The following is a 24,949-nucleotide window of genomic DNA, read 5'->3' as shown; positions in this document are numbered from 1 at the left end:
CAAAGACCTCGATAAGAAGCTCATGCGCTACATCCGCCAGTACAACAAAAACCCAAAACCGCTGAAATGGACCTTCGCTGATCCAACTCGACGCATCACATCCGATTCCTCGGATTCAGTGCACTAGAATTCCTCCTCGGCCCATGGGCCCAAAAAACAGAAGCCCCCATGCAACGAAATCCGGATATGTATCCTAACGACGATAACGGCGACACCCTTTGGCACATCGCCCAGCAAGGGGTGGATGTTTCGACGCCGCGCGAGATTGCGTTCTCCGTGGTCTTCCCCACGAAGGAGTCGGCATTGGCGTTTTCGGTGACGATGCTGCGCTTCGAGCAAAAGGTGCGTTGCTGCCATTACCCGGAAAACACGGCGTTTCCGATGGATGTCACCGTGTATCCGACCATGGTGCCGACGTACAAGGCGATTTGTGCATTCGAGGAAGAGTTGGCAACGGAGGCCAAGCCCCTGGGTGGCTTGAATGACGGCTGGGAGTTTTCCGTGAATGACAAGGACGCCTGACGCAGCCAGTGTGCGAGAGGTGGCGATGCGCAGTCATCGGCATCGCTGAGCTCGTTGCACCCTTACCGCGTTACCGCATCAGTGCTGCGACTGCGGTACGCGGCGCAGCTGCGACACGTCATAGCCCATGGCGGCGATGCGTTGGACAGCCTGCTGATAGTCGACATCGGACACCTGCGGGGTGCGTGCCATGTACCAGACGTAGTCGCGCTTGCTACGCGCCACGATGGTCTGTGTATAGCCTGGATCCAACCAAGCGATCACGTACTCGGCCTTGAACGGCCAAAGGAACTGCATGCTCCACAGCGCGCCATTGCCGTCCTCTGCAACCTGGCCGACTGGATGCATGGACTTGAGCGGCGCCTGGAAGCTGCCCTTGCGGAAGGTGAAGGTGGTCTGGATGCGGCCGTCCGGCCGCAGCGCATAGCTCTCCACCGCGTCATAGGCCTTGCGCTCGGGCCGGGTGGGAATGTGTGCGATCACATACCAATCGCCCATGAAGCGTGGCACGTCGACGCTATCTGCGCGGGGCAGGGCGGAGCCCGCTTCGCTGCCGCTTGCACTCCCCCAGACCACGAGCGTCAGCAACAACAGCATCGAACGACGTGGCATGGCACTCTCCAACTCAAAGGGCAGATGCAGGAACCTACGGAGTTGCGGTGCGTCCGGATGCAACCTCATGTGGTGCAGTGCCGGCTTGGCGCCACAGTCGTTGGCAGGACATGACGGTCGCGCTCGCCACAGCATGGCGGCGTTGAAGCGCCAGAGGTAGGCGTTGCGCATGCAAAGAAATGTTCGACTAGGGAGCCGTTTGCGCTAGGTCCAAGAAGTCGCAGTGAGAATCACGACGTGCCTTGAAACCGCAGCGGTAACAGCCCGCCTCGTTCAGTGACAGCGGTCGAGCGATGACGGGCTTGATGCAACCCGGCAGGCAGTTACCCAATGGCGCCTCACCAAGGCGACACCGCATCGGCGCCGTAGGGGTAAATCGTGGCGATCCTGCCATCGGCATCGTGCTGCAGCGGTGTCATCTTGATGCTGCGCAGGTGCGTCTGGCCCTGCGACAGGCTGGCATCGTGATAGAACAGATACCACTGGCCGTCAAAGGCGCAGATGGAGTGATGCGTGGTCCAGCCGACCACCGGTGCGAGCAGCACGCCTTGATAGACGAAGGGTCCGTAGGGTGAATCGCTGGTGGCGTAGCAGATCCGATGGGTGTCGCCGGTGGAATACGACAGGTAATAGCGGCCGGCGTGACGATGGACCCAGGGGCCTTCGAAGAAGCGGCGGGCGTGGTCGTCGGCGCAAAGCGGGGCGCCGTGTTCGTCGAAGATGACGATCTCGCGGGTGGGCTCGGCCAGTTCGGTCATGCTGTCATGGAGGCGCGCCACGCGCGGGCCGAGTGCGGGCGCGTCGCCCACCGGTTCCTGATGCGTATCTGCGTAAGCGTTGTTGCGGTAGTGCTGCAGCTGGCCGCCCCAGATGCCGCCGAAATACAGGTAATGCGTGCCATCGTCGTCGGCGAACACGGCCGGGTCGATCGAGTAGCTGCCGTCGATCGGTTCGGGTTCGGCGACGAACGGGCCTTGCGGCTGGTCGCCTACCGCAACGCCGATCTGGAAGATGCCGTCGGCGCGTTTTGCCGGGAAATACAGGTAGGTCTTGCCGTTGCGTTGCGCCGCATCCGGTGCCCACATCTGGCGCTGTGCCCAAGGCACGTCGCGGACATGCAGGACCTGCCCTAGGTCTTCCACAGGCGCGTGCGGATGCGCCATGCGAAAGACGTGGTAGTCGGCCATGTCGAAATGCGAGCCGTCGTCGCTGAAGGCCACGCCGGCATCGATGTCGTGCGAGGGATAGATGTACAACGCGCCGTCGAACACATGTGCGGACGGGTCGGCGGTGTAGAGGTGCGTGACCAGCGGTGCGGAAATGGCGGTGCGCGTCAGCGCCTGCAATGCAGCGGCTTCCAGTTCATCGGACATGCGCGTACCTGTGAATGAGGTGGGAGAGAGACATCACGGCGAAGCGGATGGAACGGCCTGACGGCGCACGCCCAGTTCGTGTTCGATGCGGGTTTCCAGCGGTTTGTCGATTTCGTACAGCGCCAGCAGCGCGGTGCCGAGCAGGAAAGGGAGGGACGCATACACGCTGATCGCCAGGCGGATGCCGTCGGTGACCGCCGCGCTCTGCTGCGGCAGTGCTGCGTCATAGCCGTAAAACGCCAGGATGCCGGCGACCAGCGCGCCGCCCACGCTCAGGCCGATCTTCAGGCCGCACAACATTGCCGAAAAAATAATCGCAGTGGCGCGGCGGTGGTTCTTCCACTCCGAGTAATCGGCCACGTCGGCAATCATCGCCCACAGCAGCGGGATGGTGATGCCGTAGAAAAAGCCGTGCAGCACGTAGGAGGCGAATACCCAGCCAATCGCATTTGGCGGATACACGTAGAACGCCAGCAAAAACAGCGTGGAAATCAGCAGCGCGCCGCCGAAGACGTTGCGCTTACCGTAGCGGTCGGCCAGACGTTTGGAAAAACCGATGCCCACGATCATCGCCACGATGCCGCCGGCACTGAACACGCTGAAGGCCGAGGTCGGTGCGTCCTGCGGCCATTGCAAGGCGCTCATGCCGGCGCCGGTCAGCACGCTGTTGATGGCAGCAATGAAGCGGTTGAATCCTGCTGCGTCGAGAAAGTGGGTCAGCGCACCGGCGTCGAGGTAATACTTGAAGTAGTAGATGTACATCCCGCCCTTCATGGCGAGATTGATGAAGACCAAAATCGTCAGTGCCAGCATCACCAGCCAGGGTTTGTTGCGCACCAGGTCGGTGAGGTCCTGGCGCACGCTGCTGCGTTGTTCGGCGATCGGCAGCACGCGCTCGCGGGTGGTGAAAAAGGTGATCAGAAAGCACAGCGTGCCGACTGCCGCGAACAGCGCCATGGTGTTGCGGAATCCTTGCGCCTTGTCGCCATTGCCCAGGATCAGCACCAGCGGCAGCAGCAACACCTGGATGATGAACTGCGCGAAGGTCACCGCCAGAAAACGATACGCAGACAGGCTGTTGCGCTGCTCCATGCTGCCGGTGAGCACGCCGCTCAACGCCGAATACGGCAGGTTGTTGGCCACGTAGACCAGCATCAGCAAGGTGTAGGTGGCGAAGGCGTAGGTGATCTTGCCGTGCTCGCCCAGGTCGGGCGTGTTGAACGCCGCCAGCGACAATGCGCCGAACGGCAGTGCCGTCCACAGGATCCACGGGCGGAACTTGCCCCAGCGGGTACGGGTGCGATCGGCCAGGATGCCGATGATGGGCGTGAACACGAACGCGCCGAGCAGGCCGACCACGAAGATCAACGTGGCCGCCGCGCTCGCCGGGATGCGGAACACATCGGTATAGAAGAACGCCAGGAAGGTGACCAGCGTCTGGAAGATCAGATTGGCCGCCAGGTCGCCCAGGCTGTAGCCGATCTTTTCGCGCACGGAGAGCTGCTGTGACCGATCGTTCATGAGGTGAGGCGGGCTCGAAGAATGCTGCGGAAAACGCCGCGGCGCGCGCCATGCTGCTGACCGCGACCCATCCGGATCGCGGCAGCAGGCATGGCGGCTGAAGTGTCCAGCAAAACCGTGCGCGCCGTCGCCAGGGAGGGGGCGACGGCGCGCGCTGCGCGGAGCATGCGGCAAGGCCACGCGCGTGCGGTGGCGCGGCCGCATCGGCCCGGCATCTGCGTCGTCATGGCGATGCGCACGCTCAGAACGTACCGCGGATGCCGAGCATCACCGTGCGCCCGGGCTCGTACAGATCGTAGGTGGCGTTGGGCCAGGCGTAGGTGGTGCGCAGCGGCTCGTCGGTGATGTTGGTGACGTTGAGGGTGATTTGCGGCTTGGACGGCAGCCAGTCCAGCGCATAGCTGGCCGACAGATCCAGCTGGCCGCGTGCATCGGCGTTGAGGCGTGCGTACGGGATGCCGTTCTGATTGGCGCCGGAGATCACCATGTCGTCGTTCCAGGTGTAGGACAGGCGCACCGAGGCGGCGTTCTTCTCCCAGTACACGGTGCCGTTCCACAGGTTCGGCGCCACGCCGACCGCCACTGCCGGAATGCCTTCGCCTTCGGAGGATTGGGTGACATGGGTGTAGTTCACGCTGAAGCCCATGCCGTCGACCAGCTTGTCCAGCGGCTGCACCCAGATCGCTTCGGTGCCGCGGATGTTGAGCACGCCATCGGCATTGACCTGGGTCTGCACATCGACCGTGGCGGCGTTCGGGCCACCGCGCTGGTCCAGCCCGGCCTGCTGGATCGGCAGCAGGCTCTCGTACGGCACGCCCAGGTCGTTGAACGGAATGCGCCGCACGCCATTGACGGTGAAGCCGCTGATGCGCTTGTTGAACAGCGTCAGGCCCACATAACCCTCGCCGCCGGTGTACCACTCGCCGCCAAAATCCACATTGGTGGACAGGTACGGCGCCAGGTTCGGATTGCCCTGGGTTGCGGTCTGCGCGGAGGGGTCGCTGAAGTTGGTGTTGGGCAACATCGCGCTCGGATCCGGCCGGGTGAGCGTGCGCGAGCTGGACAGGCGCAGCACCACGTTGTCGGCCACATCCCAGGCGGCGTTGAACGAGGGCAGGGTTTCCTTGTAATCCGAATCCAGCACCTGCACGCGGCGGATGCCGTTGATGGTGACCGGGCCGGTGATGGTCTGGTCGGTGGTGACGTAACGCACGCCGGCGTTGAAGCGCAGCGTGCGGTTCCACACTTCGGTTTCGGCATTGGTTTCGATGTAGAAACCCAGGTTCTTCTCGCGAATGCCGCCGGCCGAAGCGCCAGTGTTGGCGGAGTTGGTTTCCGGTGCGGAATCGCGCAGTGGGTAATAGTTGGTGTCGCGCAGGAAGCGGCCGAAATCGGCGGTGATGAAGCCGTCCGGGCCTGGCCGCAAATAGCCGGCCAGTGCCGAATTCGGTATCGCCGAGCCAGGCCCGCCGTTGCACACGTTGCCGCCACCGCCGCGGCACACCACCTGTTCCCACGCCACGCTGTTGTCGAAGCCGCGAATGGTGCGCTCGGCCTGGTCGTAGGCGGCGCCGATCTTGATGTTGCGCTTGTCTTCGCCGAACTGCAGGTCGGCGCGGCCGCCACGCGTTTCGGTGATGCGCTTTTCGTTCTGGATATTGACCCGGCCACCGTTCCAGCCCCAGCCCAGGTTGGGGTCGTTGAGATCCAGCGGGCTGCTGATCGAGGGGCGGTCGCCGCCCTGGTTGCGATAGTCCACGGTGGTGAACGGCGAGGTCACCAGGATGCTGGGCGATTCGCGGTCCAGCCAGCTGCGCGTGGCATTGGCCTGCACATTGAGCTTGATGTCCTGCTCGGCACCGAACAGCAGTTCCGCGCCGGGATTGACGCTCCAGAACTTGACCTCTTCGCGGTACGGGCGCGCTTCCAGAAAGTACTGCGCATTGGCAAAGGTGGCGCTGGTGACCACGTTGTTCTGGTCCAGCTGCATGCCGAGTGGAATCATGTTGCCGTTGCGGCCGATCAGATTCATGCTGATCCGCTCGGTGGTGCGCTTGGCTTCGGAATACAGCGTATCCAGGTAGAAATGCATGCTGTCGGAGGGGCGCCATTCCAGCGACATCACCGAGGCATCGCGGTCGCGATCGCCATTCATGTAGACCTGGCGGCCTAATCGCGGAATCAAGGCATCGCTGATCTGGTCGATGCTCAGGCCCGGGTTGCGTTCCAGCAGCCACGCCGCGTCGATGGTTTCGCCGGTGGTGAGGCCGCTGCCGGCGGTGGCCGGCACGCGGTCGGGAATGCGCCAGTTGCCGCCGCCATTGACGTTGCAGGCGGCCGGTTGATTGGTGGCCGGCGTGCCCGCGGGCGGGGTGAGACCGCACTGGGTGTAGGTCAGGCCGGGGTTGGTCCAGCCCACGCTCTCGAAGCCGCGCACGCCGAGCTTGCTGCGCACCGACGCCACGCCGAACAACGCGCCGAGCGTGCCTGCTTCATTGGTCCAGCTGCCCATGAACGCACCACGCGGAGTGGTCTTTTCGCTGGTGCTGTTCCAGTCGGCCTGCGCCTGATAGGTGAAGTGCACACCGGGGCGATCGAACGGACGCGCGCTGCGCATGTCCACCACACCGGAGACGCCGCCTTCGAGCATGCTGGCGGTGGGCGTCTTGCTCACCGTGAGCTGGGTGAAGAATTCGGTGGGAAACAGGTTCAGATCGACTTCGCGATTCTGGTTCTGCGCATTCAAGCCGATCGAAGCGGTGGCGATGCTGGCGCCGTTGAGCGTGGTCTTGGTGAAGCTGGTGCCCAGGCCGCGGATGGCGATGTTGAGGCCTTCGCCGTTGACGTCGCGCGCCAGCTGCACACCGGGAATGCGGTTGAGCGACTCGGCGATATTCATGTCCGGAAACTTGCCGATGTCTTCGGCAAACACGGTGTCGGCAAAGCCCACCGAATCGCGCTTGGCGTCGGTGGAAAACTGGATGCTGCGTCGGTAGCCGGAGACGGTGACGGTGTCCAGCTGGGTCACTGCATCGGCGTTGCCGGCAGCGGCCGGTGGCGTTTGCGCGGCGCTGTCGGCGTCGGTGGATTGTGCCCAGGCGGCGGTGCTGGCCATGCCCAGCAGGATGGACCCCAACGCGCAGGACAACGCGGTACGTGCGTAGCTGTTCTTCACCGTAATCCCTTCCCTAACAGGTGAGCAGATGTCCTACGCATCGCCCCTGCGCAGGGAGTGCCGCTGCCGGTGAGCGGCGCGACGATGGTGCGATGGGGGAGACGGACGATCAGTGCGCTGGATGTTAGCGCTACCAAATTCGGAACATCACGCTGCAGGGCAGCATAGGTGCGTGGGCATGGCCGCAAGCAGCCGGCGCGGGCGCGGAAACCAGCGCCCAAGCGCCTGCATACGGTGGCGCAGTGCTGCACTGCGCGATGGATTTATCGCAATGCCGTGGTAATGGTAGCGCTATCACCCGTGGCGCAAGGCCACCTTCGTGCAGGTGCAGTGGCCGATGAATCGAACCGAACAACGCGGCAGCGATGCGCCCGGCTGGCAGCTGGCTGGCTTACGCATGCACAGCGCCGTGCAACCTGTGCAGGCCGCAGGCGATCCGCTGCGGTGGTGCAGGCCACACGCATGAGCGAGCTGCCCACCGTTGCGCCTGCCGCTGCGTCGGCACGGCTGGGCCGGGTGCGCTGGCGCGTTTGCGCCTTGCTGCTGGCGGCCACCACCATCAATTATGTGGACCGCCAGGTGCTGGGCGTGCTGGCGCCGTTCCTGCAGACGCAGATCGGCTGGAACGAAATCCAGTACGGCTACATCGTCACCGCATTCCAGGCGGCGTATGCGCTGGGCTTGCTGTGCAGCGGTGCGGTGATCGACCGCTTCGGCACCCGGCTTGGCTATGCCATGGCGATCGGTATCTGGAGCCTTGCGGCGATGGGGCATGCGTTGGCTACCAGCGTGCTTGGCTTTGCGATTGCGCGGTTTTTTCTGGGCCTTGGCGAATCCGGCAATTTTCCCGCAGCGCTCAAGACCGTGGCCGAGTGGTTCCCGCGCCGCGAGCGTGCGCTGGCCACCGGCATCTTCAATTCCGGCTCCAATATCGGTGCCATCGTTGCGCCATTGCTGGTGCCGTTGATCGCCACCGCCTGGGGCTGGCAGGCGGCATTCCTGTTCACCGGGGTGCTCAGTGCCGCCTGGTTGGCGGTGTGGTGGTTCAGTTATCACCCGCCCGAGCAACAACCCGGGTTGTCGGCCGCAGAGCTGGCGCATATCCGCAGCGATGCGCATGAGCCGGTGCAACGCCGGCTGTCGTGGTTGCAGGTGCTGCGCCATCGCCAAGCCTGGGCATTTGTGCTGGGCAAGCTCATCACTGACCCGATCTGGTGGTTCTTCCTGTTCTGGTTGCCGAAGTTCCTGCACGCCGAATACGGCCTGAGCCTGTTGCAGTTGGGCGCGCCACTGATTGTGATCTTCGTGCTGGCCGATATCGGCAGCATTGCCGGTGGATGGGTGGCCGGGCGTTTCATCGCGCGCGGCTGGAGCGTCAACCGCGCACGCAAGACCGCGATGCTGATCTGCGCGATTTCGGTCGTGCCCATCGTGTTTGCCGCGCGTGCCGACAACCTGTGGCTGGCGGTGGCGCTGATCGGCCTGGCCACGGCTGCGCACCAGGGCTGGTCGGCCAACCTGTTTACGCTGCCTTCGGACATGTTTCCGCGGCATGCGGTGGCTACCGTGGTGGGCATCGGCGGGTTTGCCGGGGCGGTGGGCGGCATGCTCATTGCCACCTTCATCGGCTTTTTGCTACAGGCGACCGGAAGTTATGTGCCGGTGTTCCTGATGGCAGGATCGGCCTATCTGCTGGCGCTGGCAGTGGTGCACTCTCTGGTGCCGCGACTGGACCCGGCGCAGCTGCCGGCAACCACTGCAACGCCTTCTTCGTCCTGAGGAATCATCATGCATCTGCGCCTGTTCACCCTGGCCGTGTTGTTGGCGGCAAGCCACGCACCGACCGCGCAGGCCGCGCCGTTGGCGGCCGGTGCATCCAAGTTTCTGGGCAGTGCCTATGCCCCGCAACAGGCGCCCGGGTTTGTGCAGTACTGGAACAAGCTCACCCCGGAGAATGGCGGCAAATGGGGCACCGTGGAGGCGGTGCGCGACCAGATGGACTGGAGCACGCTCGACGCCGCCTACCGGTTCGCGCAGGCCAACGGCCTGCCGTTCCAGATGCATGTGATGGTGTGGGGCAACCAGCAGCCGGAGTGGATCAAGACCTTGCGGCCGGCCGAGCAGCGTCGCGAGATCGAGCAATGGTTTGCCGCCGTTGCGCAGCGCTACCCGGACATCGCGCTGCTGGAAGTGGTGAACGAACCGCTCAACGACCCGCCAAGCAAGGCCGATACCGGCGGCGGCAACTACCTGCAGGCACTGGGCGGAAACGGCGATAGCGGTTGGGAATGGGTGCTGCAGTCGTTTCGGCTTGCGCGTCAGCACTTTCCGCAAACCAAGCTGATGATCAACGACTACAGCATCACCAACAGCACGCAGGCCACGCAGAAATATCTGCAGATCGTACGGCTGCTGCAGCGCGAGCACCTGATCGACGCCATCGGCGTACAGGAGCATGCCTTCGAGACCACGCCGAACGTGGCGATGTCGGTACATCGCGACAATCTGGATGCGCTGGCCGCCACCGGCCTGCCGATCTACATCACCGAGTTCGATCTGGACGGGCCCACCGATGCGCAGCAGCTGGCCGACTATCAACGCGTGTTTCCGGTGTTCTGGGAACACCCGGCAGTGCATGGCATCACGTTGTGGGGGTTTCGGCCCGGTCTGTGGCGGGACAAGGAAGCGGCATATCTGATTCGCGCCAATGGCAGCGAGCGGCCCGCGCTGGCGTGGCTGCGTGATTACGTGGCTGCGCACCCCGGCACGCCTGCGCCATGACTGCTCTTGCAACGCGCAGCGCCCACACACGTTTTTGCCCGGTGTCCTGACTCATGCCAATGCCCTCACCCCTGACGCTGCACGACGACCGCCTGTTGCCTGCCGACCCCGGCACGCGTGCAATCGCCCGCAGGCTGTACGCGCAGATCGCCAACCTGCCGATCATCAGCCCGCATGGCCACACCGACCCGGCGTGGTTCGCCGGCAATGCGCCGTTCGCCAACGCCACCGAGTTGTTGCTGGTGCCGGACCACTACGTGTTCCGCATGTTGTACAGCCAGGGCATCGGCCTGGATGCGCTGGGCATCCCACGCGCCGATGGCACGCGCGCAGCAGTGGACCCGCGTGCGGCGTGGCGTGTGTTTGCCGAGCACTACACGTTGTTGCGTGGCACCCCGTCGGCGCTGTGGCTCAATCATGTGTTCCACAACGTGTTCGATCTGCGCATCCGGCTCGATGCCGGCACCGCCGATCACTACTACGACCACATCACTGCTGCGCTGCAGACGCCGGGCTTTCGCCCGCGTGCGCTCTTCGAGCGCTTCAACATCGAGGTGATCGCCACCACCGAATCGCCGCTGGATCCGCTGCAGCACCATGCGGCCATTGCCGCCAGCGGCTGGCAGGGACGGGTGGTGACTGCGTATCGCCCCGACCCGGTGGTGGACCCGGAACACGAACACTTTGCCGGTGCATTGCAGCAGTTCGGCGCGCTCACCGGTGAGGACGTGCTGAGCTGGCCCGGCTATCTGCGTGCGCACCGGCAACGGCGTGCGTTCTTCGCTGCGCACGGTGCCACCTCGACCGATCATGGGCACCCCAGCGCCGCCACCGCAGATCTGTCGCCGGCCGAGGCGCAGCGCCTGTTCGACACGGTGGTGCGCGGTGCTGCAACGCCGGAGCAGGCCGAGCTGTTCCGCGCACAGGTCCTGACCGAAATGGCGGCAATGAGCCTGGACGATGGTTTGGTGATGCAGCTGCATCCGGGCTGTTTTCGCAATCACAACCGGCAGGTGTTCGACACCTACGGGCGCGACAAGGGCGCCGATATTCCGATGCGCACCGATTACGTGCATGCGTTGAAGCCATTGCTGGATCGCTACGGCAACGACCCGCGCTTGCGCTTGATCGTGTTCACCCTGGACGAGACCAGCTACAGCCGCGAACTGGCGCCGTTGGCCGGGCATTACCCATCGCTGCTGCTCGGCCCGGCGTGGTGGTTCCATGACGCGCCGGAAGGCATGTGGCGCTTTCGCGAACAGACCCTGGCCAGCGCCGGTTTCTACAACACCGTGGGTTTCAACGACGACACGCGCGCGTTCCTGTCCATTCCGGCGCGGCACGATGTGGCGCGGCGTGTGGATAGCGCCTTCCTCGCCAAACTGGTGGCCGAGCATCGGCTGGAAGAGGACGAGGCGCTCGAGGTGGCGATCGATCTGGCATATCGCCTGCCCAAGCAGGCGTACAGGTTGTGAAGCGGCGCGAAAGGCTTTGCAGCGCTGCTGGCACCGGCACGATGCGGCACCTGTTCGCGCACCACGCGCGACGCGCCTGCGCAGCGCTTGCCTGGCTCTGCATCGCATTGCCCGCATTGCCCGCATTGCCCGCAGCGGCCGCACCACACGCCAGCGCCGATACCCCGCGCGAACGTATATCGCTCAACGCGCAGTGGCGCTTTCAGCGTGGCGACCCGCCCGGCAACCAGGAAACCCTGGATTACGCGGTACGCCCACAGGTGATACGCAGCGAAGACGGCAAGGTGGCCGATGCGCAACCCGAACAGGCGCAGCACGTCGATACGGCGGCCGTGCGCGTGCTCAAACCGTGGATCCTGCCCACCGCCAACGGCTTGATCGCAGATCCGGCCCAGCGGCACACACGCCCACCGGGCAACCCGGGCAGCACGGTGGCTTACGTGCAGCCGCACTTCGACGACAGCGCATGGGAAACCGTAGACCTGCCGCATGACTGGGCCATTGCCGGGCCGTTCCTGGCCGATGGGCCGTACGGTGGCATGGGGCGGTTGCCGAGCTGGGGCATCGGCTGGTATCGCAAGAGCCTGGACATCCCGGCCAGCGATCGCGGCCGCGCGCTGTTTCTGGATCTCGATGGCGCGATGGCGTACGCCACGGTCTGGCTCAACGGCAAACTTGTCGGCGGCTGGCCGTACGGCTACAGCTCCTGGCGCGTGGACCTGACCCCGTACGCCATTGCGGGCAAGCGCAATCAACTGGCCATTCGCCTGGATAACCCGCCCGAGTCTGCGCGCTGGTATCCCGGTGGCGGACTGTATCGCAATGTGTGGCTGACCAAAGCGGCGCCATTGCATATCGCCCAGTGGGGCACGCAGCTGACCACGCCGCAGGTGGCGTCGGATGTTGCGCAGGTGCAGCTGGCGGTGACGCTGGACAATACAGCGCGCAGCGCGGCACAGGCGCAGGTGAACACGGCGATCTATCTGCTCGACGATGCAAGCGGCACGCCCAGCGGCGCGCCGGTCGCGCGCATTCCAGCACAGCCGGTCAGCGTGCCTGCCGATGGCTCCGCGCGCGTGCAAGGCAGCGCCCGCATCCAGGCGCCGCGTCTGTGGGGGCCGCCACCCACACAGCAACCGCATCGCTATGTGGCCATCACCGAGGTCAGCCAGCACGGGCGTGTGGTGGACCGTTACGAAACCCGCTTCGGCATCCGCAGCATCGTCTTCGATGCCGACAAGGGGCTACTGATCAACGGCGAACATGTGCCGATCCGTGGGGTGAACAACCATCACGACCTGGGCGCACTCGGCGCGGCGTTCAACGTGCGCGCGGCCGAGCGCCAACTGCAATTGCTGCAGCAGATGGGTGCCAACGCCGTTCGCATGAGCCATAACCCGCCTGCACCGGAGTTGCTGGAGCTCACCGACCGCATGGGCCTGCTGGTGGTGGATGAAGTGTTCGACAGCTGGGAGATGAAGAAGACCCCGCTGGATTTCCATCTGGTATTTGCGCAGTGGCACGAGCCGGATCTGCGCGCGATGCTGCGGCGCGACCGCAACCATCCTTCGGTGGTGCTGTGGAGCGTGGGTAACGAGGTCGGCGAGCAATACACCGGCGAACAGGGCGCAGCGATCGCACGCACGCTGCACGCCATCGTGCATGAGGAAGACCCGACACGCCCGGCCACGGTGGCGATGAACTACGCCTCGCCCGAGATGCCGCTACCGGCTGCGCTGGATGTCATCAGCCTCAATTACCAAGGCAAAGGTATTCGCGATGCGCCCGAGTTCGAAGGCACCGAGCGCATTCGCAAACAGCCGCAGTATCCGGCGTTTCATGCGCGGTTTCCGCACAAGGCCATCCTCAGCAGCGAGACCGCATCGGCACTGAGCAGCCGCGGCGTGTATCTATTTCCGGTCACGCCGGACAACAGCGCACCGGTACGCGATGGCCGTGGGGGCGACCCTGTGGCGCATCAGGTCAGCGCCTACGAGCTGCATGCGGTGGATTTCGGCTCCAGCGCCGACAAGGTGTTCGCCGCGTTGGATCGGCACCCCTATGTCGCCGGCGAGTTCGTCTGGACCGGTTTCGATTACCTGGGCGAACCCACGCCTTACTACAGTTCGCGCAGTTCGTACTCCGGTATTTTCGATCTGGCCGGTTTTCCCAAGGACCGCTACTGGCTGTATCAATCGCGCTGGCGGCCAGAGGTGCCGGTGGCGCATCTGTTGCCGCATTGGAGCTGGCCAGGGCGCGAAGGACAGGTCACGCCCGTGCATGTGTTTACCTCCGGCGACGAGGCCGAGCTCTTCGTCAACGGCATCTCGCAGGGGCGCCAGCGCAAGGCACCGCTGCAGTACCGGCTACGCTGGGACGCGGTGGTGTACCAGCCCGGCGAACTGCGCGTGCAGGCGTACAAGCACGGCAAGCCGTGGGCGAGCGAGCGCGTGCACACCGCAGGCCCCGCCGCACGCATGCAGCTGACGCCGGACCGCAGCAACATCCGTGGCGACGGACAGGACCTGAGCTTTGTCAGCGTGCGCCTGCTCGACCGCGAGGGACGTCCTGCACCGACCGCCGGCGACCGCCTGCGTTTCCGCATCGACGGCCCCGGCGAACTGGTGGCCACCGACAACGGCGATCCCACCAACCTGGAAGTGTTCGCCTCCTCGCAACGCAACGCGTTCAACGGGCTATGCCTGGCGATTGTGCGTGCGAAAACCGGGGCGCGCGGCACGATCACCGTGCACGTGGAATCGGACACCTTGCAAAGCGCACAGACACAGCTGGTGGTGCAGTGATGGCGATACAGTGCAATCGAACCCTGCGGCACCTCAACGGAGCTTCTGCCATGCACAATCAAGGCGTTCGCCGCAGCAGATGCCTGGCACTGCTTGTGGCGTGCGTGAGTGGGTTGCTCACGGCGCAGGCTTTGGCCGCGTGCGGCACCGCTGGCACCTCGCTCAAGCATGCATATGCAGATGGCTTTCTGCTCGGTACCGCGGTCAATGCCGAGATCGTCTCCGGCCACGACGCCGCATCTGCCGCGCTGGTGGCCTGCCACTTCAATGCCGTCACCGCAGAGAACGTGATGAAGGCCGAAGTGCTCGCACCACAGCGCGGCGTGTTCGATTTCAGTGCCGCTGACGCGTTCGTGGCCTACGCACAACGCAACCAGCAGTTCGTGGTCGGCCACACCCTGGTCTGGCACAACCAGACGCCGGAATGGTTTTTCACCACCGCCGATGGTCAACCCAATACGCCTGCACAACAGCTGGAGCGCATGCGCGCACATATCCAAACGGTGGCCGGGCGCTATACGGGCAAGGTGCAAGCCTGGGACGTGGTCAACGAAATCATCGACGAAGACGGCAGCTACCGCTCGACCAACTGGGTGCAGCGCATTGGCGACGGCGACACGGTGGTGCGCAATGCCTTCAGCTTTGCGCAGCGCTACGCGCCCGATGCACAGCTCTACTACAACGACTTCAATGCATGGCGGCCTGCCAAGCGCGATGGCATCGTGCGCATGGTCAGAATGCTGCAGCAGGCCGGTATCCGCGTCGATGGCGTGGGCATGCAGGGTCATTGGGGCCTGAATTACCCCAGCCTGCGCGATATCGAAGACGCCATCGATGCGTACGCCGCGCTTGGCGTCAAGGTCATGATCACCGAGCTGGACATCGACGTGCTGCCGCTCACCAAGGAAGGCCAGGTCATCGGCAGCGGCATGGCGCACAAACAGTTTCAACTGCCGGAATTCAAGCGCTTCCTCGACCCGTATCGCGATGGCCTGCCTGCCGATGTGCAGGCGCAACTGCGCGACCGCTACGCCGAATTGTTCGCACTGTTCTGGCGCAAGCGCGACAAACTCACGCGCGTCAGCGTGTGGGGCGTGAGCGATGCCATGTCGTGGAAGAACGATTACCCCGTGCCTGGCCGCAGCAACTATCCGCTGCTGTTCGACCGCAATCATCAGCCCAAACCGGCGCTGGATGCGGTGCTGGCGGTGCCGGCGGCGAGCGACGTCCGCTAGCGGCCGCCAACCCGCGCAGCAGCCTGCACACGCATGATGGCATCATGCCCGCACCTTGAGACAGGACTGACCGATGCGCTTGCCGCCTTATCTGCTGTTGGCCGTGCCCTTGCTGGCGGTGCTTGCTGCCTGCACCAAGCAGACCCCACCGACGCCGCGTTTCCCTGCCATCGGCCAGTTGCAGACATTCGACCGCAGCTTCGGTGCTGTGGTCGCAAGCGATGCACGCATCGAAAAGCTCACCGAAGGCTTCACCTGGTCCGAAGGCCCGGCATGGGTGCGCAACGGCGGCTATCTGCTGTTCACCGATGTACCGGAAAACAAGCTGTATCGCTGGTCCGAAGAGGCCGGCCTGTCGGTCTTGCTGTCGCCTTCCGGCTACACCGGCCCGGAGCTGCCCACGCTGCGCGAAGCCGGCGCCAATGGCCTGTATGCCGAGCCCGACGGCAGTGTGCTGCTTGCAGACTCCGGCACCCGCATCCTGGCCAGGCTCGACCCGGTCACGCGCAAGAAAGCCCCGCTTGCGACCGCTTTCGAAGGCCACCGCTTCAACAGCCCCAACGATGTCGTGCGGCGCAACGATGGCGTGGTGTTCTTCACCGACCCGCCGTACGGGTTGAAGGACCTGGATCAATCGCCGGTCAAGGAGCTGCGTTTCAACGGCGTCTATCGCCTGGACACCGATGGCAGCGTGCACCTGCTGGACGACAGCTTGAGCTTCCCCAACGGCATCGCGCTCTCGCCGGATGCGCGCACCCTGTACGTCTCCAACTCCGATCCGAAGCGCCCGATCTGGATGGCCTACACACTCGATGCGCAAGGCGCGGTCACCGGCAAGCGCGTGTTCGCCGATGCCTCCGACCTGATGGCCAAAGACGTCCCCGGCTTGCCCGACGGCATGGCCGTGGCCGCGGACGGTACGCTGTTCGCCACCGGCCCCGGTGGCGTGATCGTGTTCGATGCAGCCGGCAAGCGGCTAGGCCGGATTGCCACCGGCGAGGCGGTCTCCAACTGCGCGTTCGGCAACGATGGCCACACCCTGTACATGACCTCGCACGCGATGCTGACGCGGGTGCGGGTGAAGGCGCTGGGGTTGCAGTTCGTACGTTGATGCATCCAACACATGCGCGCGCAACTTGGTTGCGTTCGCATGCATCCGCATCAGCGATGTCCGAGCCTTCGATGCGCCACCGACTACTCTGCCAACGTCTTTGCATCCAGCATCAGCAGGTCGTCCAGCTCCGGCCCGCCGCCACGGTTGGCGCTGCCCGCAGCGAGATAAAGCCGCCCATCGATAGTTGCGGCTTGCGTGCCATGTCGCCCCTGCGGCAGCGCAGCCAGCGTGGTCCACACGGCTGCGTGCGGGTCGTAGGCCTCCACTTCGTCGTGCGCCTTGACCTGGCGCATGCTCTCGCCGCCGATGATCAGCAGCTGGCCCTTGCGAGCGATGGCAGCGGCGCCGGCACGCTGCGTCGGTAACGCCGCCTGCGCCACCGACCAGGTGCCGCGCTTGATGTCGTAGATGTCCACTTCCGGAATCGTCTGCGCCAGCGTGTTGCCGCTTTCATGCGCTGACCGGCGCCCACCTGCCGCATACAGTTTGCCGTCGATCACTGCTGCATGAAAATGATCGCGCGCATGCGGGGCATCGGCCAGCTGCGTCCATTGCTGGGTCTTGGTATCGAAGGCGTCCAGCCACGGCACATAGCCGCTCATGTGCCCGCGCGTGTTGCCGCCCACCAGATACAGCACGCCATCATGCGCAACCGCGCCAGCCGCGCCACGCCGACGGTGCGCGGAAATTTCCGGCCCCACTTGCCAGGTGTCGGTCTGCGGGTCATAGATCAGCAGGTGGCTCAGCGAGGCTTCTTCCGGGTAGTCGCCGGTGAACCCGCCCACAAAATACAGCTTGCCCGACACCACCACTGCCTGCGCATGGCTGACCATCAGCGGGGGCGCACTGCCTTGCGACCAACGCTGCGTTCGGGTGTCGTAGATGTCCAGTGGCCGCTGGCCGCGCCCACCGATCAGATAGAGCTGCTCGCCGATAGCCACCAGGCTATTCTCGTGCCTTCACGCAGATTAGCTCGCTGCATGCGAACACTACCGGCTACCCTTGGACACCGAGAGCACCGCATGCCGCGCACCGCCACATCTCATACGATTGATCTGTCGCCACCCAAAAACGTTGCGCAGGCGGCGGCGCGCGGGTTGAAGTTGCGCCAGCAGCATGGCCGTGGTGGTACCGCGATCGGTGTGGCGCGTGCGCGCGATCTGTCTGCGCAAAAGGCGCTGTCCGCTCAAACCATTCGCCGCATGTACTTGTACTTCGCACGGCACAGTGTCGACAAGAACGGCAAGGGCTGGGCGGACGCCAAGGCACCGTCGGCCGGCTACATCGCCTGGCTGCTCTGGGGTGGCGATGCGGGCCAACGTTGGGCAGCCCGTCTGTACCAGCGTCTGCAGGACGTAACCCCCAAGAAGGGTGCTGAAACTGGAGATGGGTCAAAGAAGACCGCAACAAAGAAGGGAAGTGCAAAAAAGAGCGCGGTCAAAAAGGCCGCAGCCAAAAAAGTGGCGACAACACAGCCCGCAACGAAGTCGGTGGCGAAAAAGACCGCGGTCAAGAAGAGCGCGACGAAAAAGGCTGCGGCCGGACGTGCCTCCATCAAAAATGCTGCGTCGTCGCCAGTTGCAAGAAAGGCATCCAAGAAGACCGCAAAGAAAACCGCAACAAAGAAAACCGCTACAAAGAGACCCACGACCAAAAAGGCGCCGGCCAAGCGCGGTGCGGCGAAGAAGAGTGCCTCCGTTGCAAGCACTGCAACAAAGGCTGCAAGCAAGAATTCGGCACCCTGGAATCAATCAAACCCGAAGGGCGCCGCGCGCGCCAAGCCGCTGTCTGCGGCGCAAAAGACCCAGGCCCGCAAACGCGCCAAAGCGGCTGGCCGCCCTTACCCGAACCTGGTGGATAACATGGCGGTGGCCAGCAAGCGCGGCACGACCAAACGCGCCACCAAGCCAAGCGCCCCGAAGAACGGCGCCCCGAAGAACGGCGCAGGAAAGAAATAACGGCATCGGCAAATCCCAGCGGAAGCGCAAGCTGCACGCAGGCGAGTGCGTGCATGCGTCAGCGGCCTGCAGGTAAGCAGCCTGCGCCGAGCAAGTGCCGGCTACGGAGCAGGGCGCTGGCGCTTGCTCTCGCCCCTGCAGCGGTCAGAGCAGTACTTCACCTCATCCCACACGCGCTCCCACTTCTTGCGCCAACGAAATGGCCGGCCGCATTGTATGCACACCTTCTCCGGAAGATCCTGTTTTTTACGTGTCGCCATTTGGTCGGGGAATCTGAAAGACGTGTCGCTACTGTGGGACGCCAGCATGTCATAGCATGCGCAATGCGGAAATCCGTGTGCGACAAAGCACGGCCGAGCAAGGCGTGGATGCAGTCTTGCTTTGTTATAGTGCTGGGGCAGCAGGTTGATAACACGCCCGGGATACCAGAACACGCTGCGCGACACATGTTCCCCCTCTCAAACAAGGACGTTCGTGAAATCATTTTTGCTGATCGCGTCGGCACTTCTTTACGTTGTTGCGCTGTGTCTTCCTGCACTGCACGGGGGCGCGGATCAAGTAGGTGGCCTGATCATCCTGTTGTTTGGCTGGATCCAGATACTGGACGGCCAATGTATTGCATGGGTGAGCAATCTGCTGTTCTTTGGCGCCTGGCTCTGTTACTTCGTCAAATTTTATAGAATGGCATCGGGACTGCTGTTTGCGGCCTGCCTGATCGGCATGGACACCTTTCGCGCCACCCGCTATCTAAAAAACGAAGCCGGGCACGAAGTGATCATCGACCAGGTGGGTGCAGCGTTCTACGTCTGGGAGCTGAGCTTTGTGGCCCTGCTGGTCCTTGTGCTGATGCGTCTTTCAGAAATGCGTAGCAGCAAGCAACCGCAAACGATTTGATCCGGCGGCCACCTGCCCGGTTTCTTGATGACGCCTGTGTCGACGAAGTTGCAACCCAAAGGGAATGTAGACATGTGGCGAACAAGGTGGAATCGCAAAATGATCTTCGTTCTGACGGCGGTGGTATTGCATGTCTCGCGTCGAATCCGAAACTTGCAGCGTTGGTGCCGGTGCTGGTCACGATTGGCATCGACGTGTTTGCTTACGTTGTTGGCAGGCCAGTGTGGCGCGGTAGTGATGGGAAGATTCGTGCCGGGCTGGCGCGAGGGTTGCATGCGGTGGGGCGGTCAGCTGTTGCGGGCGTTGGGCTATGCTTTTAGCGCCTATAGTTGCGGCTATTTGCGCCGGCTTGGTATGCCAGGCAATCCGGTTGTGCAGCGATTGTTGCCAGTGTACGCAGCTGGCGCTGTTCCGCTCTGCAGACTGCGGTCTGTTCAAGTGCGACTAACTAAGCGATTGCGTAACCGCCAGTACGTTGTGGCCGACGCATGGAGTTGGCATGTTGCAAGTGTACGGTCCGCCTATTAGCGTGCCGGCCACACGTGCCTCACGACTGCTCGCGAGGTTCGTCGCGACTCTGAAGCCCTGACATCTATTGAGGTTGGTGATGGAAGCCGGCATCAACACGAACGCGTAAACCATTCCAACAGTGCCCAGCCGCTCGATCGCGCAGACCGTGGCGTTCTATCGGCGGCTCGGCTTTGTCGGCGATGCGCATCCGCATGATGCGGGCTACGCAATCCTGCAACGTGGCGATGTGGAGCTACACTTCTTCGCGCATCCGGACCTGGATCCGGCTGCCTGCTATGCAGGCTGTTACATCCGCGTGGGCGATGCGGACGCCCTCCACGCAGCAATGAACGTCGCTACGCTGCCGGCGCTAGGCATTCCCCGGCTCGATCCGGTTGGCGACAAGCCCTGGGGCATGCGCGAATTCGCTATTGTGGATGAGAGCGGCAATCTGATTCGGATCGGGCAGGTGATCGCGTCTGGATGACGTTCGGTTGCGCCAGCAAAACAGATGCAATGCAGAAGCATTCATCGCAGCCCATTGGGTTGCAACGACCGACGAAACGATACGTCTTGTTGAGTGCACTCCGATCAACCCCGATGTGCTGTGGATGCCCGAACCACACAAGGCGCGCTGTAGACCGAAATCCGTCAGCGTTTTCACGCTGCACGTGACCTCTTTGCTTTGTCACCGAACATCGTTGACGGCATGGCCCTACGCGCCATGTAGCGAACCAAGTAACTGCGCCACCTCATTCGGGGTCGCAGTGCCAAGGGTCGCGTAAGCCGTCTGCAGCGCCCCGCAGAAGCGCGGGTCTGCGGACAACGATCCGAACACGGCCTCCAGCGTCAGGAATACAGCAACGTCATGGCTTGCGTCGCCGGTTGCGGTGCGTCCAAGTGCGCCGAGTGCATCGCGCAACGGGTCGACCAACGGCACGCCCTCGTGTGCCTGCCTGCGAATGAAGTGCAGCCACGCGGCAACCGGCAGGCATAGGCGCTGGATCGGTTGGCCGGCAGCGAGGGCATCGCCGATCGTGCCGAGCAGGCGTACCGGGAGCTTCTGCGAGCCGTCCCAGGCGATCTGGGCGAGCAGGTGGCGGATGGCGGGGTTGCGGAAGCGCGCCAGGATGGCGTCGCTGTAGTGCCGTGGGTCGAAGCCTGGCATCGGCTGCAGGGTGGGCGCGATGTCATCGCGCATCAGCGTCTCGACGAAAGCCGCAAGTTCAGGGTGACCCATGGCGTCGGCCACCGTCTCCAGGTTGAGCAGGCTGCCGAGATACGCCAGCGCGGAATGCGGCGCGTTGAGCAGGCGCAGCTTGGCGCGCGCATAGCCGGCGATGTCCTCGCTCAGGGTGACGCCTGCGCGTTCGAATGCAGGGCGGCCGTTGCAGAAACGATCTTCGATCACCCACTGGCTATAACGCTCGCGCTGGATCGGCCAGGCGTCGTGCACACCGAGCTGGTCTTGCACGTGCGCACGCAGCGCGTCATCGGTGGCGGGCGTGATGCTGTCCACCATCGAGCGCGGGAAGGCTGCGTGTTGCGCGATCCACGCCGCGAGCGCGCGGTCATTGTGTTCCGCAAGCCGCACCACGGCGCGCTGCAGCAGCGTGCCATTGTCGGCCAGGTTGTCGCAGCTGAGCACAGTGAATGGCGCGGTGCCGTCGTGCATGCGCTGCTGCAGCCCGGCGACGAGGTAGCCGATGGCACTGCGTGGGGCTGCGGGGTGGGCGATATCGTGGGCGATGTCGGGATGCGCCAGGTCGAGCGTGTCGCCGGCCAAGCAATAGCCTTTTTCGGTGACGGTCAGCGTGACCAGGCGCACTGCAGGGTCGGCCAGGCGTGCGAGCACAGCAGGTTGTTCGTCGGCCGCGCAGAGTAGCTCGCGGATGGCGCCGATGATGCGCAGCTGCGGGTGTTCGTCGAGCAAGGCGAGGGTGTAGAGCCCGTCTTGCGGACGCAGCGCATCGCGCACGCGCGGGCTATGCAAGGAGACGGCGCAGATGGCCCAGGTGGGGTCTTCGGCGAGTAGGTCGTCGATATAGACGGCCTGGTGGGCACGATGGAAGGCGCCTGCGCCCAGATGCACGATGCCGATGGTGGTGTGTTTTGGGGTGTAGCTTGGGGTGAGAACGGTGGTGGGTAGGTGAGCGAGTGCTGGGATGGAGAGCGTGGGGATTGGCATGGTTTTTTTTAATCGTGGGGTGCTGCGGGTTTGCTTGGTGGCCGTACCCTCACCCCAACCCCTCTCCCGGAGGGAGAGGGGCTTTTCACGGCGGCTTCTGGGGGCGCGATTACTTGTCGGTGACGGTGAAGCGTTGCTTGCTGCGGATGTCGCTGCTGGAGGCGCCGATCTGCACCTCATAGGCGCCCGGATCCACGGTGTACGCCTTGCGCTGGTCGTCATAGATGCGCAGCGCGTCCTGCGCCGTGATGGTGAAGCGCACCTGGCGTTGCTCGCCCGGCTGCAGCGTGATGCGTTGAAAGCCGCGTAGTTCCTTGATGGCGCGTTCGCGTTGTGGCTTCAGCGGCTGCAGATACAGCTGCACCACTTCATCGCCTGCGCGTTGGCCGGTGTTCTTCAACGTGACCGTTGCCGTGAGCGTGCCGTCGGCAGCCGCGGTTTTGCGATCAAGCTGCACGGTGGAATAAGCAAACTGCGTATACGACAAGCCATGCCCGAATGGATACAGCGGCTTGCCGGCGAAGTAGCGATAGGTACGCCCGCGCATGGCGTAGTCGTCGAAGGCCGGCAGGCGCTCGTCTTCCTTGTAGAAGGTGATCGGCAGGCGGCCACCGGGGCTGGCCTGGCCGAACAGCACATCGCCCACCGCACTGCCGCCGCGCTGGCCGGGGTACCAGGCCAGCAGGATGGCGGGCACGTGTTGCTGGGCCCAGTCGATGGCCAGCGCCGAGCCGGTGGTCAGCACCACCACCACCGGCGTGCCGGTGGCCTGCAGCGCCTGCAGCAGCTCGCGCTGCGGCTTGGGCAAGCGCGTGTCGGTGCGGTCGCCACCGGCAAAGCCGGGGTAATTGACGTCCATTTCTTCGCCCTCGACATCGCCGGTGAGGCCGCCGACGAACACCACCACCTCGGCATCGCGCGCGGCGTCCACCGCTTCCTGCAGCGGCGGTGTGGCGCCGGGCATGCGCCAGGCCAGGCGCACCCCGGCATCGCGGGTGGCTTCGTAATACTCCACACGCAGGTCGTAGGCTTTGCCGCCCTCCAGCGCCACGCTGGCATTGCCGCCGCGCATGCGTGGTGCATCGCTCCATTGATCGACGAGCAACTTACCGTCCAGGTACAGGCGCACGCCATCGTCGGCGGCAATCTGCAGGTCGTACGTGCCCGAAACCGGCGGCAGCAACTGGCCATGCCAGCGCACGCTGAAATCGTCCTTGCCAAGCGCGCGGTCGGGCTGCAGTTCGCCACGGCCAACCGCATCGTCGGTGGGCGCGTTGCGGTCCCAGCGGAAGGCGATGCGCGGGTCGATGCGGGTCAGCACCGGCCGGCCGGCCAGGGCGCGGCCATTGAAATAGTCGCCGGTCAGGCCGTTCTGCGTGGCACCGGCCGCCGGGCGCAAATAGCGCGATTCGATCGGTGCGGCAGCGTTGGGGTCTTCGCGTCCTTCCACCAGATCGCTGCCGCGCGCATAGACCACCTGCGCCTGCGGTGCGGCATCGCGGATGCCTTGCAGGATGGTGACCGGTGCGGCGGGCGTGCCGTAGTAGTTACCCAGCAGCGACATCGGGTCGTCGGCGGTGGGGCCGACCACGGCAATGCGCTTGAGCGTGGGTTTGAGCGGCAACACGCCGTCGTTTTTCAGCAACACCAGCGATTCGCGTGCGGTGCGGCGCGCCAATGCGTCGTGTTGCGGCGATTGATTCGCCGATGCGGGAATCTGCGCCCACGGCACGCTGGCCGGCGGGTCGAACATGCCCAGGCGCATGCGCGTGGTCATCAGGCGCTTGAGCGAGGTATCGATGCTGGCCTCGTCGATCAAGCCGGCACGCACCGCCGCCGGCAACGCGGCGTAGGTGTCGCCGCAATCCAGGTCGGTGCCGTGTTTGACGCCGAGTGCGGCCGCCGCTTCGGGCGTGGGCACGATCTTGTGGTTCTGCCAGATGTCGCGGATGGCGGCGCAGTCGCTGACGATGTATCCGTCGAAACCCCAATCGCGGCGCAGGATGCCTTCCAGCCGCGTGCTGGCCGAGGCGGATTCGCCATTGACGCGGTTATAGGCGCCCATCACCGCAGCAACCTTGCCCTCCTGTACCAGGGCCTGAAACGCCGGCAGATAGGTCTCGTAGAGATCACGCTCGCTGGGGTGTACATCGAAGTGATGGCGGTCTGCCTCCGGGCCGCTGTGCACGGCGAAGTGCTTGGCGGTGGCATCGAGCTTGCGGTACGGCCCCTGCTGCGCCTGCAGGCCCTGCACGAAGGTCACGCCCATGCGTGCGGTGAGAAACGGGTCTTCGCCGTAGGTTTCCTGCCCGCGGCCCCAGCGCGGGTCGCGGAAGATGTTGATGTTCGGCGACCAGAACGTGAGCCCCTGATAGCGCTTGTGTTCGCCGCGCGCCAGAAATGCATGATGCTTGGCGCGCGCTTCGTCGCCGATGGCGGTGGCCACCTCGGCCATCAACGGGGTGTCGAAGGTGGCCGCCAGCCCGATCGCCTGCGGAAACACCGTGGCACCGCCGGCACGCGCCACGCCGTGCAGCGCTTCGTTCCACCAATCGTAGGCCGGCACCTGCAGGCGCGCGATGGCGGGCGCGGCGTTCTGCATCTGCGCGGCTTTTTCTTCCAGCGTCATGCGCGCCACCAGATCGGCGGCGCGCGCGTCGAAGCTGCGTTGCGTGTCCAGGTACGGCGGTGGTGTGGCGGCCTGGGCAGCGCCTGTGGCGCACGCCAGTACAAGCAGGACGCCGTGCGCAAGCGAGCGGAAACGGGCGGGCGGGTAGGAGGGCATGG

17 protein-coding genes and 1 pseudogene are annotated in these 24,949 nt (G+C 64.3%); 9 read left to right on the top strand and 9 right to left on the bottom strand.

From position 1 onward, the window contains the following. The first annotated feature begins 168 nt into the window (after positions 1-168). On the top strand, positions 169-522 hold the full coding sequence (locus A7D16_RS07115; RefSeq protein WP_064631187.1) for a ribonuclease E inhibitor RraB: 354 nt from the start codon (positions 169-171) through the stop codon (positions 520-522). 78 nt (positions 523-600) lie between these two features. Here the strand turns inward: A7D16_RS07115 and A7D16_RS07110 are convergent, their stop codons facing one another. From A7D16_RS07110 to A7D16_RS07095, 4 genes are all read right to left on the bottom strand, one after another. Continuing rightward, positions 601-1,134, bottom strand: a complete 534-nt coding sequence (locus A7D16_RS07110) for a lipocalin family protein (protein WP_064631185.1) — start codon at positions 1,132-1,134, stop codon at positions 601-603. Positions 1,135-1,472: 338 nt separating this feature from the next. Further along, entirely contained in the window at positions 1,473-2,507 is a 1,035-nt protein-coding gene (locus A7D16_RS07105; RefSeq protein ID WP_064631183.1) for a glycoside hydrolase family 43 protein, read from the bottom strand. Between the two features lie 33 nt (positions 2,508-2,540). Next, positions 2,541-4,028, bottom strand: coding sequence for an MFS transporter (locus tag A7D16_RS07100; protein WP_064631181.1), 1,488 nt, complete (start codon positions 4,026-4,028; stop codon positions 2,541-2,543). 241 nt (positions 4,029-4,269) lie between these two features. Then, on the bottom strand, positions 4,270-7,203 hold the full coding sequence (locus tag A7D16_RS07095) for a TonB-dependent receptor (RefSeq protein WP_064631179.1): 2,934 nt from the start codon (positions 7,201-7,203) through the stop codon (positions 4,270-4,272). A 462-nt stretch (positions 7,204-7,665) separates the two neighbouring features. Between A7D16_RS07095 and A7D16_RS07090 the strand changes: the two genes are divergently transcribed. From A7D16_RS07090 to A7D16_RS07065, 6 genes are all read left to right on the top strand, one after another. Next, on the top strand, positions 7,666-8,982 hold the full coding sequence (locus tag A7D16_RS07090; RefSeq protein WP_064631177.1) for an MFS transporter: 1,317 nt from the start codon (positions 7,666-7,668) through the stop codon (positions 8,980-8,982). Between the two features lie 9 nt (positions 8,983-8,991). Then, positions 8,992-9,984: an endo-1,4-beta-xylanase gene (locus tag A7D16_RS07085; RefSeq protein ID WP_064631175.1), complete on the top strand. Its 993-nt coding sequence runs from the start codon at positions 8,992-8,994 to the stop codon at positions 9,982-9,984. Between the two features lie 59 nt (positions 9,985-10,043). Then, on the top strand, positions 10,044-11,459 hold the full coding sequence (gene uxaC / locus A7D16_RS07080; RefSeq protein WP_064631174.1) for a glucuronate isomerase: 1,416 nt from the start codon (positions 10,044-10,046) through the stop codon (positions 11,457-11,459). 41 nt (positions 11,460-11,500) lie between these two features. Next, entirely contained in the window at positions 11,501-14,263 is a 2,763-nt protein-coding gene (galB, locus tag A7D16_RS07075; RefSeq protein WP_064631172.1) for a beta-galactosidase GalB, read from the top strand. A gap of 50 nt (positions 14,264-14,313) precedes the next feature. Further along, the gene (locus A7D16_RS07070) at positions 14,314-15,498 is read left to right on the top strand and encodes an endo-1,4-beta-xylanase (protein ID WP_064631169.1); all 1,185 of its coding nucleotides are present in this window, start codon (positions 14,314-14,316) and stop codon (positions 15,496-15,498) included. Between the two features lie 73 nt (positions 15,499-15,571). Next, positions 15,572-16,609: an SMP-30/gluconolactonase/LRE family protein gene (locus A7D16_RS07065; protein ID WP_064631167.1), complete on the top strand. Its 1,038-nt coding sequence runs from the start codon at positions 15,572-15,574 to the stop codon at positions 16,607-16,609. An 83-nt stretch (positions 16,610-16,692) separates the two neighbouring features. Here the strand turns inward: A7D16_RS07065 and A7D16_RS07060 are convergent. The 3 genes and pseudogenes from A7D16_RS07060 to A7D16_RS21375 all read right to left on the bottom strand — a co-directional run. Further along, positions 16,693-17,571, bottom strand: a pseudogene (locus A7D16_RS07060) (Kelch repeat-containing protein); the annotation flags it as partial. Between the two features lie 320 nt (positions 17,572-17,891). Then, a complete protein-coding gene (locus A7D16_RS24325) occupies positions 17,892-18,341 on the bottom strand; it encodes a hypothetical protein (protein WP_064631165.1) in 450 nt (149 codons plus the stop codon). A 330-nt stretch (positions 18,342-18,671) separates the two neighbouring features. After that, on the bottom strand, positions 18,672-18,830 hold the full coding sequence (locus A7D16_RS21375) for a DUF2256 domain-containing protein (RefSeq protein ID WP_082925751.1): 159 nt from the start codon (positions 18,828-18,830) through the stop codon (positions 18,672-18,674). A 214-nt stretch (positions 18,831-19,044) separates the two neighbouring features. On the opposite strand from A7D16_RS21375, the gene A7D16_RS07050 reads away from it, so the two are divergent. Then, positions 19,045-19,464 carry a hypothetical protein gene (locus A7D16_RS07050; protein ID WP_064631163.1) on the top strand — a complete coding sequence of 140 codons (420 nt, stop codon included), beginning with the start codon at positions 19,045-19,047 and terminating at the stop codon, positions 19,462-19,464. Positions 19,465-20,104: 640 nt separating this feature from the next. After that, positions 20,105-20,461 (top strand): bleomycin resistance protein, encoded by a 357-nt coding sequence (locus A7D16_RS07045; RefSeq protein WP_095522293.1) that lies wholly within the window; start codon positions 20,105-20,107, stop codon positions 20,459-20,461. Between the two features lie 228 nt (positions 20,462-20,689). Here the strand turns inward: A7D16_RS07045 and A7D16_RS07040 are convergent, their stop codons facing one another. Beyond that, on the bottom strand, positions 20,690-22,162 hold the full coding sequence (locus tag A7D16_RS07040) for a mannitol dehydrogenase family protein (RefSeq protein ID WP_064631161.1): 1,473 nt from the start codon (positions 22,160-22,162) through the stop codon (positions 20,690-20,692). A gap of 109 nt (positions 22,163-22,271) precedes the next feature. Continuing rightward, complete coding sequence (locus tag A7D16_RS07035; RefSeq protein ID WP_064631159.1) at positions 22,272-24,947, bottom strand: glycoside hydrolase family 3 protein; 2,676 nt, start codon at positions 24,945-24,947, stop codon at positions 22,272-22,274. Between the last annotated feature and the right edge of the window lie 2 nt (positions 24,948-24,949).

It is taken from the genome of Xanthomonas nasturtii, assembly GCF_001660815.1.
GTDB lineage: Bacteria > Pseudomonadota > Gammaproteobacteria > Xanthomonadales > Xanthomonadaceae > Xanthomonas > Xanthomonas nasturtii.
Note: the sequence above shows the minus strand (reverse complement) of the source record. Positions and strands in the feature narration are given on the sequence as shown.